The sequence below is a fragment of the Acidovorax sp. NO-1 genome, from assembly GCF_000238595.1.
In the GTDB taxonomy this organism is placed as follows: domain Bacteria; phylum Pseudomonadota; class Gammaproteobacteria; order Burkholderiales; family Burkholderiaceae_C; genus Acidovorax.
The window spans coordinates 1-13452 of the sequence record NZ_AGTS01000032.1 but is presented as its reverse complement, the minus strand read 5'-3'; the positions used below and the strand labels follow the sequence as shown (position 1 = coordinate 13452).

General features: G+C 60.0%; 16 protein-coding genes and 1 pseudogene. 10 read left to right on the top strand and 7 right to left on the bottom strand.

Features of this window, described 5'->3' with window-relative positions:
• Positions 1-95 precede the first annotated feature (95 nt).
• Entirely contained in the window at positions 96-569 is a 474-nt protein-coding gene (locus tag KYG_RS02700; protein ID WP_008903285.1) for an Lrp/AsnC family transcriptional regulator, read from the top strand.
• On the opposite strand, the gene KYG_RS02695 is transcribed toward KYG_RS02700, so the two are convergent.
• A complete protein-coding gene (locus KYG_RS02695) occupies positions 517-1788 on the bottom strand; it encodes a methionine gamma-lyase (RefSeq protein ID WP_008903284.1) in 1272 nt (423 codons plus the stop codon). The genes KYG_RS02700 and KYG_RS02695 overlap by 53 nt on opposite strands.
• Before the next feature lie 127 nt (positions 1789-1915).
• On the opposite strand from KYG_RS02695, the gene KYG_RS02690 reads away from it, so the two are divergent.
• Positions 1916-2383 carry an Lrp/AsnC family transcriptional regulator gene (locus tag KYG_RS02690; RefSeq protein WP_008903283.1) on the top strand — a complete coding sequence of 156 codons (468 nt, stop codon included), beginning with the start codon at positions 1916-1918 and terminating at the stop codon, positions 2381-2383.
• Positions 2384-2410: 27 nt separating this feature from the next.
• On the opposite strand, the gene KYG_RS02685 is transcribed toward KYG_RS02690, so the two are convergent.
• The 6 genes from KYG_RS02685 to KYG_RS02660 form a co-directional block, all read right to left on the bottom strand.
• A complete protein-coding gene (locus KYG_RS02685; protein WP_008903282.1) occupies positions 2411-3307 on the bottom strand; it encodes a DUF3014 domain-containing protein in 897 nt (298 codons plus the stop codon).
• 149 nt (positions 3308-3456) lie between these two features.
• Entirely contained in the window at positions 3457-4128 is a 672-nt protein-coding gene (locus KYG_RS02680) for an alpha/beta hydrolase (RefSeq protein ID WP_008903281.1), read from the bottom strand.
• A gap of 48 nt (positions 4129-4176) precedes the next feature.
• Positions 4177-4995, bottom strand: a complete 819-nt coding sequence (locus KYG_RS02675) for a class III extradiol ring-cleavage dioxygenase (protein ID WP_008903280.1) — start codon at positions 4993-4995, stop codon at positions 4177-4179.
• Positions 4996-5105: 110 nt separating this feature from the next.
• Positions 5106-5522, bottom strand: a complete 417-nt coding sequence (gene arfB, locus KYG_RS02670) for an alternative ribosome rescue aminoacyl-tRNA hydrolase ArfB (RefSeq protein ID WP_008903279.1) — start codon at positions 5520-5522, stop codon at positions 5106-5108.
• 25 nt (positions 5523-5547) lie between these two features.
• A complete protein-coding gene (gene aroQ, locus KYG_RS02665) occupies positions 5548-6021 on the bottom strand; it encodes a type II 3-dehydroquinate dehydratase (protein WP_008903278.1) in 474 nt (157 codons plus the stop codon).
• A gap of 201 nt (positions 6022-6222) precedes the next feature.
• Positions 6223-6582: a hypothetical protein gene (locus KYG_RS02660; protein WP_008903277.1), complete on the bottom strand. Its 360-nt coding sequence runs from the start codon at positions 6580-6582 to the stop codon at positions 6223-6225.
• Between the two features lie 174 nt (positions 6583-6756).
• Between KYG_RS02660 and KYG_RS02655 the strand changes: the two are divergent.
• The 8 genes and pseudogenes from KYG_RS02655 (at position 6757) to KYG_RS02635 (ending at position 13230) form a co-directional block, all read left to right on the top strand.
• Positions 6757-8591 (top strand): annotated as a pseudogene (locus KYG_RS02655) (glutamine--tRNA ligase/YqeY domain fusion protein).
• Between the two features lie 86 nt (positions 8592-8677).
• The gene (locus KYG_RS23530) at positions 8678-9403 is read left to right on the top strand and encodes a hypothetical protein (RefSeq protein WP_160165337.1); all 726 of its coding nucleotides are present in this window, start codon (positions 8678-8680) and stop codon (positions 9401-9403) included.
• The gene (locus KYG_RS23525) at positions 9378-10376 is read left to right on the top strand and encodes a hypothetical protein (RefSeq protein ID WP_139019278.1); all 999 of its coding nucleotides are present in this window, start codon (positions 9378-9380) and stop codon (positions 10374-10376) included. The genes KYG_RS23530 and KYG_RS23525 overlap by 26 nt, the downstream gene beginning before the upstream one ends.
• A gap of 3 nt (positions 10377-10379) precedes the next feature.
• On the top strand, positions 10380-11024 hold the full coding sequence (gene tmk, locus KYG_RS23520; protein WP_008903276.1) for a dTMP kinase: 645 nt from the start codon (positions 10380-10382) through the stop codon (positions 11022-11024).
• Positions 11021-11407, top strand: coding sequence for a hypothetical protein (locus KYG_RS24225; protein WP_139019277.1), 387 nt, complete (start codon positions 11021-11023; stop codon positions 11405-11407). Before tmk ends, KYG_RS24225 begins: the two co-directional genes overlap by 4 nt.
• Before the next feature lie 521 nt (positions 11408-11928).
• Positions 11929-12084: a nucleotidyltransferase family protein gene (locus KYG_RS23510; RefSeq protein WP_008903274.1), complete on the top strand. Its 156-nt coding sequence runs from the start codon at positions 11929-11931 to the stop codon at positions 12082-12084.
• 134 nt (positions 12085-12218) lie between these two features.
• Positions 12219-12842 (top strand): transcriptional regulator, encoded by a 624-nt coding sequence (locus KYG_RS02640; RefSeq protein WP_008903273.1) that lies wholly within the window; start codon positions 12219-12221, stop codon positions 12840-12842.
• Positions 12823-13230: a hypothetical protein gene (locus KYG_RS02635; protein WP_008903272.1), complete on the top strand. Its 408-nt coding sequence runs from the start codon at positions 12823-12825 to the stop codon at positions 13228-13230. Before KYG_RS02640 ends, KYG_RS02635 begins: the two co-directional genes overlap by 20 nt.
• The last annotated feature ends 222 nt before the right edge of the window (positions 13231-13452 follow it).

Genomic DNA, 13452 nt, shown 5'->3' with positions numbered 1-13452 from the left:
ACTCTAGAAGGATTTGCAAAAAATGTGATGCCGAATCACGAAGATCAATCACTTTTAGCAGCACAATATTCCGCCACAAACCGATATGGCAGCACATGAAGCTTGACACCACCGATCTGCGCATACTCGCCGAACTGCAGGCCGATGGCTCGCTCTCCAACGTGGAGCTGGCCCGGCGCGTGCATCTCTCGCCGTCGCCCTGCCTGGCACGCGTGAAGGCACTGGAGGCTGCGGGTGTCATCGCCCGTTATGTAGCGCTGGCCAACGCCGCCGCACTGGGCCTGGGACTGAACGTGTTCATCAGCATCAGCCTGAAAAGCCAGAGCAAGGAAGCGCTGGCCGACTTTGAGCAGCGCATTGCCGAGCACGATGAGGTGATGGAGTGCTACCTGATGAGCGGCGACTCGGACTACCTCATCCGCGTGGCACTGCCCGACATTGCGGCGCTGGAGCGCTTTATCGTCGAACAGCTGTCACCGATTCCGGGGCTGGAGAAGATCCGCTCCAGCTTCGCGCTCAAGCAGGTGCGTTACAAGACGGCGCTGCCGCTGCCGCAACCTTCGCCGTAGTGGGCTCGGCCTTGAAATCCAGCGCCTGCACCAGGTCCAGTGCCTGGCCAATATCGGCCAGCAGGTCATCCAGGTCCTCCAGGCCGACCGACAGGCGCACCAGCCCTTCGGCAATGCCGTGGGCGGCACGCTGCTCGGGCGTGTAGGTGGAATGGGTCATGCTGGCCGGGTGCTGGGCCAGCGTCTCGGCATCGCCCAGGCTCACGGCGCGGGTGACGAGCTGCAACGCGTCCATGAAGCGCACGCCCGCCTGCAGGCCACCACGCAGCTCAAAAGCGATCATCCCGCCCATCTGGCGCATCTGCTGCTTTGCCAGCGTGTGCTGGGCAAAGCTGGACAGGCCGGGGTAGTGCACGGCCGCCGCAGCCGGGTGGGCGGCGATGAACTCGGCCACTTTCTGCGCGCTCTGGCAGTGGCGGTCCATGCGCAGCGCCAGGGTTTTCAGGCCGCGCATCACCAGGTGGGCGTCCTGCGCCGACATCACAGCACCCGTCATGTCTTTCAGGCCGTACAGGCGCACGCGCTGGGCCAGTTCGGCATGGGCAAACACGGCGGCGCCTGCGGTCAGGTCGCCATGGCCGCCGAGGTATTTGGTCATGGAATGCACGCTCACATCGGCACCCAGCAGCAGGGGCTGCTGCAGGTAGGGCGTGCAGTAGGTGTTGTCCACCACCACCTTGGCGCCCTGGGCGCGGGCCAGGGCCGAAACGGCGGCAATGTCCACCAGCCGCATGTTGGGGTTGGCCGGGGTTTCCAGGTAGACCACGCGCGTCTTCTGGCTTAACGCGGCGGCCACGTGGGCCGGGTCGGTCATGTCCACATGGCGCACGCTCACGCCAAAGCGGCCCAGCCCGTGGTGCAAAAACGAGAAGGTGCAGCCATACAGCGTAAGGTCGGCCAGGATTTCATCGCCCGGCTCCAGCATGGACCACAGCGTGGCCGTGATGGCCCCCATGCCCGAGCCGAACACCACGGCGCCTGCGCCCTGCTCCAGGCTGGCCAGGCGCCCCTCCAGCAGCGCCAGCGTGGGGTTGGCGATGCGGGTGTAGAAGTAGCCGGGCTCCTCGCCCGCAAAGCAGCGCGCGCCATAGGCCACATCGGGGAAGGCAAAGGTGGCCGAGGTGTGAATGGGCGGCACCAGTGCGCCCTGGTGGTCGGCCGGGTTGTAGCCGTGGTGGATGGCGCGGGTGCTGAAGCCGGTGGCGGATGTGCGGGTCATGGTGGTCTCCTTGGAATAGGGAGATTCTTCAACCCATCAACGGGTAAGTTTTCGCCTTATTTGCCCTTCATACGATCAAAGAAGGCAAAATTTGCCTCAAATTACCCAATTAGCAGGACACACTGCCATGCACCCTCATCCACTCGACCCCGTGGACCGCACGATCCTCAACGCCCTGCAACGCGATGGCCGCGCCACCGTGGGCGACTTGGCCGAGGCGGTTTCGCTGTCCACCTCCCCGTGCTGGAGGCGCGTGCGCGCGCTGGAGGATGCGGGCGTGATTGCGGGCTACCACGCCCATCTGCACCGCCAGCGTGTGGGCTGGGGCGTGCTGGGCTTTGTGCAGCTGGCGCTGCACGACCACACGGCTGACACCACATCGGCCCTGGAGCGCGAGGTCATGGCGATGCCCCAGGTGTTGTCGTGCCACAACCTTTCGGGCCGCTATGACTACCAGCTGGAGGTGGTGGCGGCCGACCTCGCATCGTTTGCCGACTATGTGCGCACCCATGTGCGCAGCCTGCCCGGCGTGCGCGAGATTTCCACGAGCTTCTCGCTCAAGGAGGTCAAGCGCACCATGGCACTGCCGCTGTAGCCAGCGCGCAGCAGCCCCTCACATCCTTCACCGCTGGGGGAGCTGCAACTCGCTGGTTGCCACGCGCTTGCGCAGATCACGGACCAGCGCTTTCGCGCGCGCCTGGTTCGCTGGCCCCATGCGCACCAGAATCTTCTGCCCGCTGGAGAGCGATTCCAGCGCCGGGTCCACAAACTCATAGCGCACCCACGGGCGCAGGTTGGGCACATCGGTGTTGACGGGCGTGAGCTTCACGCGCAGCGGGCTTTTGGGTTCGGGCGCCAGCAGCAGATGGTCCAGCACGGCCACCAGGCGGTCGTTGAAGTAGCGCCGGGGGTAGCCCAGCTCTTCATAGGCCTGCTGGAACAGCGGGTACAGCCGCGCATACAAGGCCACGGCAGGCTCCAGCGGCACGGCTTCGGCAAAGGCCAGAAAGGCGCTGTAGCGGGCCGCATTGGCATTGGCCACCGTGGTGGGCGCACCACCCCCGCCATCCACCACAAAGCGCTGCGGCATGGGCTGCACCGGCCACATGCGCGACGGGGCTTGGGCGCGGCCCAGGTTGTCCACCGTGGCCACCACGCGGCGCACGAAGCCTTCCGTCAACAAGAATGTGGCGACCTTGTCGCTGCCCAGCAATTCGGTAAGCAGCTCGGCCACCCGCTGGTCGGATTGCGCCAGCGCGGGCAAGGCGGGGTCTGCGGGGGCCAGCGCCTCCACGGGGTTCTGGGGGCCCGACGCCTCGGGCACCGGGGGTGGGGCGACGGGTGCTTCGGGCGCGGCGGCCACGGGCGGTGGCGCCTGCGGTGCCTCTGCGGGCCGCAGCCAGAACCACCACGCAGCTGCAGCGGCTACCGCGCCTGCCAGTACAACGGCCATGGCCCAGGGGGTGGACGACGTGCGCGGTGGCACGGGGCGGAACTCGGCGGTTTCGTGGTCGGGCATCGGGTCTCCTTCAGATCGGGAACTGCCCTAGTCCGAGCCGCTGCGGCGCCGGGCGTTCCCCTTCAGCTCCACAGGGGGAGCAGCCTGATTGGAAACCTGCCAGACAACACGCCGGTAACGCGATGTAGACCGCGCGCCCCAACCCGCGATCAGAACGCTGTCGGCGTGGTTGACAGCGACTCCAGCCACGCCACCGTAGCCGCCAGCTCGGACGGGCGGATTTCGTGGGCGCTGGGGAATTCGCGGTAGGTCACCGTCACCGGCAGCGGCGCCATGTGGTGCGCAATGGCCTGCGCATGGGCCAGCGGGATCACGTTGTCGTGCGTGCCGTGGCTCAGCCACAGCTGCTTGCCGTGCAGTGCATCGGCAGGCGCCGTGAGCGGCACCACCTGCTGCAAAAGCCGGCTGTGCCACACCAGGGCCGCGTGCATCAGCGCGGGCTGGGTGAGCAGCAGCGACAGCGCCATGATGCCGCCCTGGCTGAAGCCGCCCACCACCACGCGCTCGGGCGGTATGCCCAGTTGCACGGCCGCCGATTCGACCGCCTGGGCTACCAGCGCGCGGCTTTGCGCCTCCTGCGCTTCGTTGATGGTGCGCTCGCCGCTGGGCTCGATGGAAAAATCAAACCACGCATGCGAGCCCGGCCCCATGCGAAACGGTGCGCGCAGGCTCAGCACATGAAAACGCTCTGGAATCTGCGGTACCAGGCCGAACAGGTCCTGCTCGTTGCTGCCCACACCGTGCATCAGCACCAGCAGCCAGGGGCGGGGCGTAGTGGCGGCAGCGGGGCGCTGCAAAAAAGTGAGCGGCAAAGTGAGCATAGAAAAGCGCCAGAGGCTGTTTTGACTAGAGTAAACTGAAACCAGGGCTCAATGCACAGGCTCCAGGGCAAACGCATCCATCGACAGCATGCTGTACATCACCTCGCGGCTCAAGTAGTTTGCGTGCAGGTCGTCGCCCGCCGCACCCAGCGCAAAGAAGATGGGCAGGAAGTGGTCCTCCGTGGGGTGCGCGCGGTGGGCGTGCGGGGCCTGGCTGCGGTAGTTGAGCAGCGCCGCCATGTCGCCACGGGCCAGGGCATCCTCGATCCAGCGGCTGAACTCCAGCACATAGGGCGCGGGCTCGCGGGCACCGCCGAAGAACTCAGCCAGGTTGTGCGTCATGCTGCCCGAGCCCACCACCAGCACGCCCTGGGCGCGCAGGCTGCGCAAGGCGGCGCCCAGCGCATAGACCTCGGCCGGGCCTGCACCCACGGGCAGGGCCACCTGCACCACGGGCACATCGGCCTCAGGGAACAAGTGCATCAGCGGCACCCAGGCGCCATGGTCAAACGGGCGCGCGGCATCGCCCTGCGCGGGCACGCCCGCAGCCTGCAGCAAGGCCAGCACCTCTTGCGCCAGTGCCGGTGCGCCGGATGCCGGGTATTGCAGCTGGTACAACTCGGGCGGGAAGCCGCCAAAGTCGTGCCAGGTTTCAGGCTGCGGCCCGGTCATTACCTGGGGGCTGCGCGCCATCCAGTGCGGCGACATGATGACCACGCCGCGCAGGTCCGGAAACTGCGCCCTGAGGCTCTGGCCCCATTGCGTGAGCGCAGGCCCGGTCGTGCCCGCGTCGATCGCAAACAGGGGCGCACCGTGTGAAACGAACAGCGCAGGAACGGTGGCAGGGGGGTGGGCAGAAGGGGACATGGCAACTCCAACAAGGGCTGCCATGACTGTAGAACCGAACGCACACCAGACCAAGCCCCCCAGGGAAGACGCATTGTTCCGGCCATGGTGCGAATGAATGGGCCGCTGGCTCAGCCCGCGTCGCGCACCCGGCCGCGCAGCGCCTTGGTCTCACTACGCTGGGTCTTGCCCTCCAGGCGCCGCTGTTTCGATCCATACGTGGGCTTGGTGGCACGCCGCACGCGCGGCGGCACCGCCACGGTGTTGACCAAGGCGTTCAGGCGCACAAGGGCGTCGGTGCGGTTTTGTTCCTGGCTGCGGTACTGCTGGGCCTTGATCACCACCACGCCCTCTTGCGTGATGCGGCTGTCGCGCAGGGCCAGCAGGCGCTCTTTGACATCGTCCGGCAGCGACGAAGCCGCCACGTCAAAGCGCAGGTGCACGGCGCTCGATACCTTGTTGACGTTTTGCCCACCCGCGCCCTGGGCGCGCATGGCGGTGATTTCCACCTCGTCCTCAGGCACCTGCAGGGGCGGCGGTGGCGCCATGGGTACTGCCGCCTTGCCCGCCGTATCAGGCCGCGGGCTGCTGCGCCAGCAGCTGCGCCAGCCCGTCAATGGCCAGGCCATAGCCCAGCACGCCAAAACCGCACATCACGGCCTTGGCGGCTGCCGCCATGTACGAATGGTGGCGGAAAGCCTCGCGGGCATGCACGTTGCTGATGTGCAGCTCGATCAGCGTGACGCCCGTGCCCTTGATGGCGTCGTGCAACGCAATGCTGGTGTGGGTGTACGCCCCGGCGTTGATGACCACGCCTGCCAGCTCGCCCGCAGCGTGCAGGCGGCCCGCCTCGTGAATCCAGTCCACCAGCACGCCTTCATGGTTGCTCTGGTGAAAGCGCAACGCAAAACCGTGGCGTTCGCACGCGTCCGCGCACAGCTTTTCCACATCGGCCAGCGTGGCCGCGCCATAGACGGCGGGCTCGCGCGTGCCCAGCAGGTTCAGGTTGGGGCCATTCAGGACAAAAACGGTTTTCTTGACGGACATGCGGCACTCCGGAAGGCGTTGCGCCTGTCACGCTGACAGACAGGCCAGAGTGCGCGATTATGCGGCGCTGCATGCACCGCCCGGCCAAAGAAAAGCGGCCCCGAAGGGCCGCTGTAAAAGGCAGCCCTCGCAGGAAGCTGCCTGAGAGCGCGACTTTGCGCCCAAGAGGTTCGTTACAAAACCGGGGCGGTCAGCCGCCGATCAGCGGTGACCGTGGCGGTCATGCCCACGGCCGTGGTGGCGGTGGCCATGGCCCCGATGCCCGTATCCGCCGTAATAAACGGCAGGTGGCGCGTAATACGCAGGGGGTGCGTAGTACACCGGGCGGGGAGGCGCGTAATACACGGGCGGCGGGGGCGCATGGTAGATGGGGCGGGGAGCCACATACACCGGGGCAGGTGCGTAATAGCCACCATTGCTGGCCCCCACCACCACGCCGGGCACGCCAATGCCAACGGACCAGTTGACGTCACGGGCCTGGGCTGCGCCCGCACCGGCCAGCAATGCCAGCGCCACGCCAGCCGACGCGGCCAGGGCATAGATAGAACGGGTTTGAGTCATGGAAAAATCTCCTGTTGGAACGAGGGCAGCCAGCCAAACGGACTTACCTCACCGGTGCATAACGCACCAGCTAGCCAAAAGGATGGCACAAAAGTCTCTTTACGTTGTGTCTGGACGTATACAAGCTTGTTTCCGTGCGTAAAGCTTCACGGAACCGCGCCCTAAAATGGGCCAATGAGCACCCCAAACCCTGCCAACACTGCCCCCAACTCCCCCGCCGCTGCCTCCGCTGCCGCCCCTGAGGCCCCCAAGCCCAGCAACTTCCTGCGCCAGATCATCGAGAACGACCTGGAAAAAGGCACCTACGCCACGCGCCGCTGGGCAGGCAGCCCCGGCGACGCCGCCCACCACGCCCAGGGCGAGCCCGACCCCGCCAAGATCCGCACCCGCTTCCCGCCCGAGCCCAACGGCTACCTGCACGTGGGCCATGCCAAGAGCATCTGCATCAACTTCGGCCTGGCGCGCGACTATGGCGGCATCTGCCACCTGCGCTTTGACGACACCAACCCCGAAAAAGAAGACACCGAATACGTCAACAGCATCATCGACTCGGTGAAGTGGCTGGGTTTTGACTGGAGCCAGCCAGGCAACGACAAGCCTTACCAGGCCAGCGACTACTTCGACTTCATGTACCGCGCGGCCGAATACCTTATCGAGGCCGGCCACGCTTACGTGGATGAACAGACGGTAGAGCAGATCCGCACCAACCGGGGCGACTTCAGCAAGCCCGGCGTGGACAGCCCCTTCCGCAGCCGCACCCCGTTTGAGAACCTGGCCAAGTTCCGCGAAATGCGCGACGGCCAGCATGAAGACGGATCGATGGTGCTGCGCGCCAAGATCGACATGGCCAGCCCCAACATCAACATGCGCGACCCGGCCATCTACCGCATCCGCCGCGCCACCCACCACAACACGGGTGACACCTGGTGCATCTACCCCATGTACACCTACGCGCACCCCATCGAGGACGCGCTGGAGCAGATCACCCACAGCCTGTGCACGCTGGAGTTTGAAGACCAGCGCCCCTTCTACGACTGGCTGCTGGAGCGCTTGACCGAAGGCGGCCTCCTGGCCAGCCCGCCCCCCGTCAGTACGAATTTGCGCGCCTGAACCTCACCTACGTCATCACCAGCAAGCGCAAGCTCGCCCAGCTGGTGTACGACCATAAAGTGAGTGGCTGGGACGACCCCCGCATGCCCACCATCGTGGGCCTGCGCCGCCGCGGCTACACGCCCGCCTCCATCCAGACCTTTGCCGAGCGCATTGGCGTGACCAAATCCGACAGCTGGATCGACTACAGCACCCTGGAAGGCTGCCTGCGCGAAGACCTGGAGCTGAAGGCCCACCGTGGCATGGCCGTGCTCAACCCCGTCAAGCTGGTGCTGACCAACTGGGACGAAGTGATGGGCGCAGGCCACCTGGAGCCCTGCAGCCTGCCCGCACTGCCCCACCCGCCCGAAGGTGTGGAGAGCCCCGTGCGCCACTTCACCATCGGCAAGGAAGTCTGGATCGAGCGGGAAGACTTTGAAGAAGTGCCCCCCAAGGGCTACAAGCGCCTCTTCCCCGGCAACAAGGTGCGCCTGAAGGGCGGCTACGTCATCGAATGCACCGGCTGCACCAAGGATGCTGACGGAGTCATCACCGAAGTGCTGGCCACCGTGGTGCCCGACACCAAGAGCGGCACCCCCGGCGCCGACAGCGTGAAGGTGAAAGCCGCCATCACCTGGGTGGGCGTGCAGGATGGCGTGACCGCCGAAGTGCGCATGTACGACCGCCTGTTCCTGGACGCCCACCCCGACGCGGGCGGCAAGGACTTCATCGAGAGCCTGAACCCGAACAGCCTGAAGGTGGTGACGGCCATCGTGGAGCCCTCATTGGCCAACGCCCAACCGGACGACAAATTTCAGTTTGAACGGCACGGGTACTTTGTGGCGGATCGTATTGACCATAAGGCGGAGAAGCCGCTGTTTAACCTCGCGGTGGGGTTGAAGGATAGCTGGGGCAAATAGTTCGGCGACAGCCACCCTTTAACTACCAATGCCTGATGACGATACTATCAAACACAGAAATACGCTCGCGATCAAGGAATCAAGGTTTGATTACCCCCTTCCATCAAAGCGGACTGGGGGGGGCATCATATGAACTTAGATGTAGCTCAACATATTACGACTTAACAGAAGGCGGAGTAAAAATTGATGCCAAGCCATATGGCAACAAGATAATCATAAAGCCTAAACACACAATAGTGATCATTACCGAAGAATCACTAAAAATCCCAAGCGACCTGACGGCGCACATAATTAGCAAAGGGAGTTTATTCAGTATCGGCCTTTCACCCGTCAGCACGTACGCCGATCCTGGCTTTACTGGTCAGCTCGGCCTAGTTACCACAAACACTAGCGAGAAATATATTGTTCTCGATACAGAGCAATCTGTAGCAAAAATCCACTTTACGCAGTTGTCCTCCAACTCCACCGTTGCATATACAGGCCAACATGGATATCAAACCCGACTATGGCCGATTAGAACCGATTTGCAAAAGATGCATGCCGAGGTAAAAAATGACAAGAGAGTAAAAACAGAAGAAGCGGAGGCAACGGCAATTCTACCAATGCATATCACATTGGCACTGAAAAATATAAGAGCACAGAATACAAAAATTCTAGCCGCGATTGCAGTCGCATTTTTATTAAATGCTCTTCTTTTTTACAACATCGCAAAGAATAACAACATTGAAGTAATTTCTAACATTGCAATAAATCTTATCTCAAGCGTTATTACGGGATGGATTGCAATTGCAAATTCTCGCTCTAAGTTATAGCAAAGCGATGGGACGCATCTTTTTCTTAGGAGTAAATACCGGCTATGTAAGGGATGAAACTCCGACTGCGCAGCATATAAAATTCCACGCAGATCGAAGCGGGAATGGGCTATACTGCACCATTGTGGGAAATGTCCTAACACCTCGGGGGCACGGAACGAATAGTGTCTGCGCAAGAATTAGCCGCGCACCGGAATGGAAGACACTAGCTAACGAAATTCAAAACTCCGGAGCAATTGCTGGCATACAATTAAGCTCAACTTGGACAGAATATCAAGGAATAAAAGAATTTAAAAACAAAAGTCCAGAAAATAAACTCGACGAGTATCTTTTGGTAGCAAAAAAAATCAACAACAACAATATCAAAGATCTTTTTTCGGACCTTCGAAGCGCATCCGAACTATCGATAGAGGCAGGTTTCAAGCACATCCAACTTCACGCAGCGCATGGTTACTTATTTAACTTGTTGCTCGATCCATTTTTTTCCTCGAACTATGAACTCGCTCTAGAAGAGTTTTGCAGATGGGTCGAATACTTAAAAGCCAACAATATTGAATCCTCAATTCGGCTATCCACAAAAATTGGAGTGGCGCAAATTGATTCAAATGACACTAGGCTTGCCGAGTTAATGGACACCCCCTGCGACTATGTCGACTTATCGCAAGGTCTCTATAACATCGAAAAAAGGCTGATCTACCCAACTTTGGCCGAAATCTTAGATGCCCGCTGGGAGACCAATATTGACACTGCAAAAAGGCACCCAAATCGAAATTTTATAGCCTCTGGTAAATTTCGAAGTAACAACGCACGATCCAGAGTTCTTCCCGAAAATATAAATATTGGCATCTGCAGAGATTTGATAGCCAATCCGAATTTTCTAGGGAATCGGAGTGATGGATGCCAAAATAAGATGAAATGTCATTACTTCTCCAGAAACGAAGATAGTCTATCCTGCGGAAAATGGAATAAATAAGACATGAAGCCAATTTTTATTGTATTGGAAGGCCTAGACGGGTCCGGCACAACAACGCAGGCACACCTTCTGGAAAGTTACTTCCGGGAACTTGCTCTGCCTGTAGAAAATACAGCGGAACCTTCCACCGGACTAATAGGCTCTACTATTCGCCTCGCGTTGAAGCGCAGAGTATCATTTCAGGATGATCCAAAGCTATTTGACAGGCAAATGGCTCTTATGTTTGCGGCAGATAGGCATGATCATCTCTACAATGACAAAGAAGGGATTATTCCTACATTGAACAGAGGCATATCTGTTATATGTACAAGATATATACCTTCATCTTTTGCTTACCACTGCGCAAGCGAAGCGGACTGGGATTTTGTAGAACTTCTAAATTCCGAGTTTCCCTTGCCTGATCTTCTCATATATCTCGACAATGATGTGGAAAATTCTTTAGATAGAATATCCAGAAGAAATACTATAGATTCATACGAACGAGAAGAAAAACTCAACCAAGCAGCACTTAACTATAAGAGATACCTATCAAATTATCCAGCTAGGTCGATTAAAATAAACGCATCCTCACCAAAGGAAGATGTATTTTCAACAATCATCAGTGCAATAAAAGAGATCATGAAAAAAGACGAAAGGATTAAATCATGAATCGACTGAATAACGACGACAATGAGAGCCAAAGAATTCTTGCATGGTTCAACAAGAGCGATGAAAATACAGTTAAATCTGCACTATACAAAATCGCCGAATCCAACCCCGAACTCGATAAGCAATTTTCAACTAAATTCACCGCAAACGAGTATGAATTGCTATTCAACTCAAACAGAATTTCCGGAAGGATTGCAATTTTAATTGGTGCAATTCTCGGTTTAATTGACCCGTTTATGGCTCAAACCTCCATTGCAGAAAATCTGAGAGGAAAAGCAAAAACAATTCTAGCATCTGGCGGAGTAAACACCCTCAATTACAATCCGCGAGCTATTGAAATGAATAATAGCGAACTTAAAAACATTTTCAGTGAAATTATTTGATTGACGAATTGATTTCTCGATCCTTCCCGCTGCAGCACTCAGACCCACAGTTCCGGATTTATTATTAGAGCGAGCATTGGAGCCAGGTCTTGCCTTTTGCCTATTTCACTCCGGTCTTGCGGAGCCGGGCGCAGAGCTTTAGTAGAGCTGCTTTTGCGATCTTCGCAAGCGTCATCGGCCAATCTGGCATGTAAACATGCAGCGCCGCTAAACTCCAAGCCATGCGCCCCTCCGAAGCCCTTTCCCTGTACCGCTCGCAAATCCGCGAGATTGCGCAGCGCCACCGCGTCAGCAGCGTGCGAGTGTTTGGCTCGGCGCTGCATGGGGACGACACGGCCGACAGCGACCCAGGGAACCTCTGCACGAATCACCGCGCCGTGTGCATCTGCGGTCTCGGGCGGTCTGCTTCGTTGCAAATGCTCGCAATAGCTACGGCTATTGCTGTGCTTTGCGCCTAGCACCCCATCCCGATCCGCAGCGCACACTTTCCGCTCGATTCGCGCAGAGGTTCCCTTGACCTGTTGGTAGAGCCCACCGCGCAAACCACGCTGATGGACATTGGTGCGATCCGGTTTGAACTGAAGCAGCTGCTGGGCATGGAGGTGGATGTACTCACCCCCAACAGCCTGCCCGCCAGCTTTCGAGACCAGGTGCTGCGCGAGGCGATGGCCGTGTGAACCGGGTGCAACCGCCGCGGGTGGCGGACTACTTGAAGCACATCGTGGAGGCCATTGGCAACATTTCCTGAGCGAGAGCCTCAAGCAAATCCCCTCGAAAACCCAAATTGGGTATCATTAACCCCATTATGGGTATGAATCAATCCCCTGCATCCACCGCTACCAGCCTGGCTGACGCCCTCTTCCCCCGCGTGCGCCAACGCGTGTTGGCCGTGCTCTTCAGCACGCCCGACCGCAGCTTTTACGCAAACGAAGTGATTGCGCTGGCCCAGTCGGGTACGGGTGCGGTGCAGCGCGAGCTGGCGGGCTTGTCCGAAGCAGGCTTGCTGACAGTCAGCAAACAGGGCAACCAGAAGCACTACCAAGCCAATGCCGATGCGCCGGTGTTTGCCGAGCTCCGCGGCCTGGTGCTCAAGACCATGGGCGTGGCCGATGTGCTGCGCGCTGCCCTGGCACCGCTGGCCGGGCAGATCGAGCAGGCGTTTGTGTATGGCTCGGTGGCGCGCCAGCAGGACACGGCGCGCAGCGATGTGGACCTGATGGTGGTCAGCCCCAGCCTGGGTTATGGCGAGCTGTTTGGCGCGCTGGAAGCCGCCACGCAAACGCTGGGCCGCACCATCAACCCCACGCTGTATACGCCGCAAGAAATTGCCAAGCGCATCGAGCAAGACAATGCATTCGTGACCCGCGTGCTACAGCAGCCCACGGTGTGGCTCATCGGCAAACAGGAGCAGTTGCATGTCCCAGCCACTGGATAACCTGAGCGGCCCAGGCAAGCAGCTCAAAGCCGAGGCCCCAGACGCAGCGGAGTTGGCCGGGTTGCTGCGCACCGGCCTGGCGCGCTTGGCAGACGCACGCAACACCAGCCTGGCGCTGGAAAGCCGGTTTGACCTGGCCTATAACGCCGCGCACGCGCTGTGTCTGGCCGCGCTGCGCCGCAAGGGCTACCGCGCTGGCAACCGCTACATCGTGTTCCAGGTGTTGCCCCACACGCTGGGCTTGGGGCCCGAGGTGTGGCGGGTGCTGGACAAGTGCCACAACACTCGCAACCTGGGCGAGTATGAAGGGCTGCTGGATGTGGATGCCCGGCTGGTCGCCGATCTGATCACGGCCACGCAGACAGTGGCGGATGCGATGCAGCGGTAGGAGCAGATGTCATTTGCTATTTAAAGAATAGCTGCGCGCGCTTATCCAATAAGCGCTAGGGATGTCCTGCATAACCCTCGCGAGTCGGTGGTAGTGCGGATCGGGATAGGCCGCAAGGCGTCTTTTTGCAGCCAATAGCTGGGCTATTGGCAAGAAAAGCAACGCAGCGGACTGCCCGAGGCCGCGCTATCACAGACCGCAGGGAGTTATGCAGGACATCCC

What these genes read in the sequence shown, in the direction of transcription:
- KYG_RS02700 (WP_008903285.1), top strand. Translation starts at nt 96, where the DNA reads ATGAAGCTTGACACCACCGATCTGCGCATACTCGCCGAACTGCAGGCC.
- KYG_RS02695 (WP_008903284.1), bottom strand. Translation starts at nt 1,788, where the DNA reads ATGACCCGCACATCCGCCACCGGCTTCAGCACCCGCGCCATCCACCAC.
- KYG_RS02690 (WP_008903283.1), top strand. Translation starts at nt 1,916, where the DNA reads ATGCACCCTCATCCACTCGACCCCGTGGACCGCACGATCCTCAACGCC.
- KYG_RS02685 (WP_008903282.1), bottom strand. Translation starts at nt 3,307, where the DNA reads ATGCCCGACCACGAAACCGCCGAGTTCCGCCCCGTGCCACCGCGCACG.
- KYG_RS02680 (WP_008903281.1), bottom strand. Translation starts at nt 4,128, where the DNA reads ATGCTCACTTTGCCGCTCACTTTTTTGCAGCGCCCCGCTGCCGCCACT.
- KYG_RS02675 (WP_008903280.1), bottom strand. Translation starts at nt 4,995, where the DNA reads ATGTCCCCTTCTGCCCACCCCCCTGCCACCGTTCCTGCGCTGTTCGTT.
- arfB (WP_008903279.1), bottom strand. Translation starts at nt 5,522, where the DNA reads ATGGCGCCACCGCCGCCCCTGCAGGTGCCTGAGGACGAGGTGGAAATC.
- aroQ (WP_008903278.1), bottom strand. Translation starts at nt 6,021, where the DNA reads ATGTCCGTCAAGAAAACCGTTTTTGTCCTGAATGGCCCCAACCTGAAC.
- KYG_RS02660 (WP_008903277.1), bottom strand. Translation starts at nt 6,582, where the DNA reads ATGACTCAAACCCGTTCTATCTATGCCCTGGCCGCGTCGGCTGGCGTG.
- tmk (WP_008903276.1), top strand. Translation starts at nt 10,380, where the DNA reads ATGAAGCCAATTTTTATTGTATTGGAAGGCCTAGACGGGTCCGGCACA.
- KYG_RS24225 (WP_139019277.1), top strand. Translation starts at nt 11,021, where the DNA reads ATGAATCGACTGAATAACGACGACAATGAGAGCCAAAGAATTCTTGCA.
- KYG_RS02640 (WP_008903273.1), top strand. Translation starts at nt 12,219, where the DNA reads ATGAATCAATCCCCTGCATCCACCGCTACCAGCCTGGCTGACGCCCTC.
- KYG_RS02635 (WP_008903272.1), top strand. Translation starts at nt 12,823, where the DNA reads ATGTCCCAGCCACTGGATAACCTGAGCGGCCCAGGCAAGCAGCTCAAA.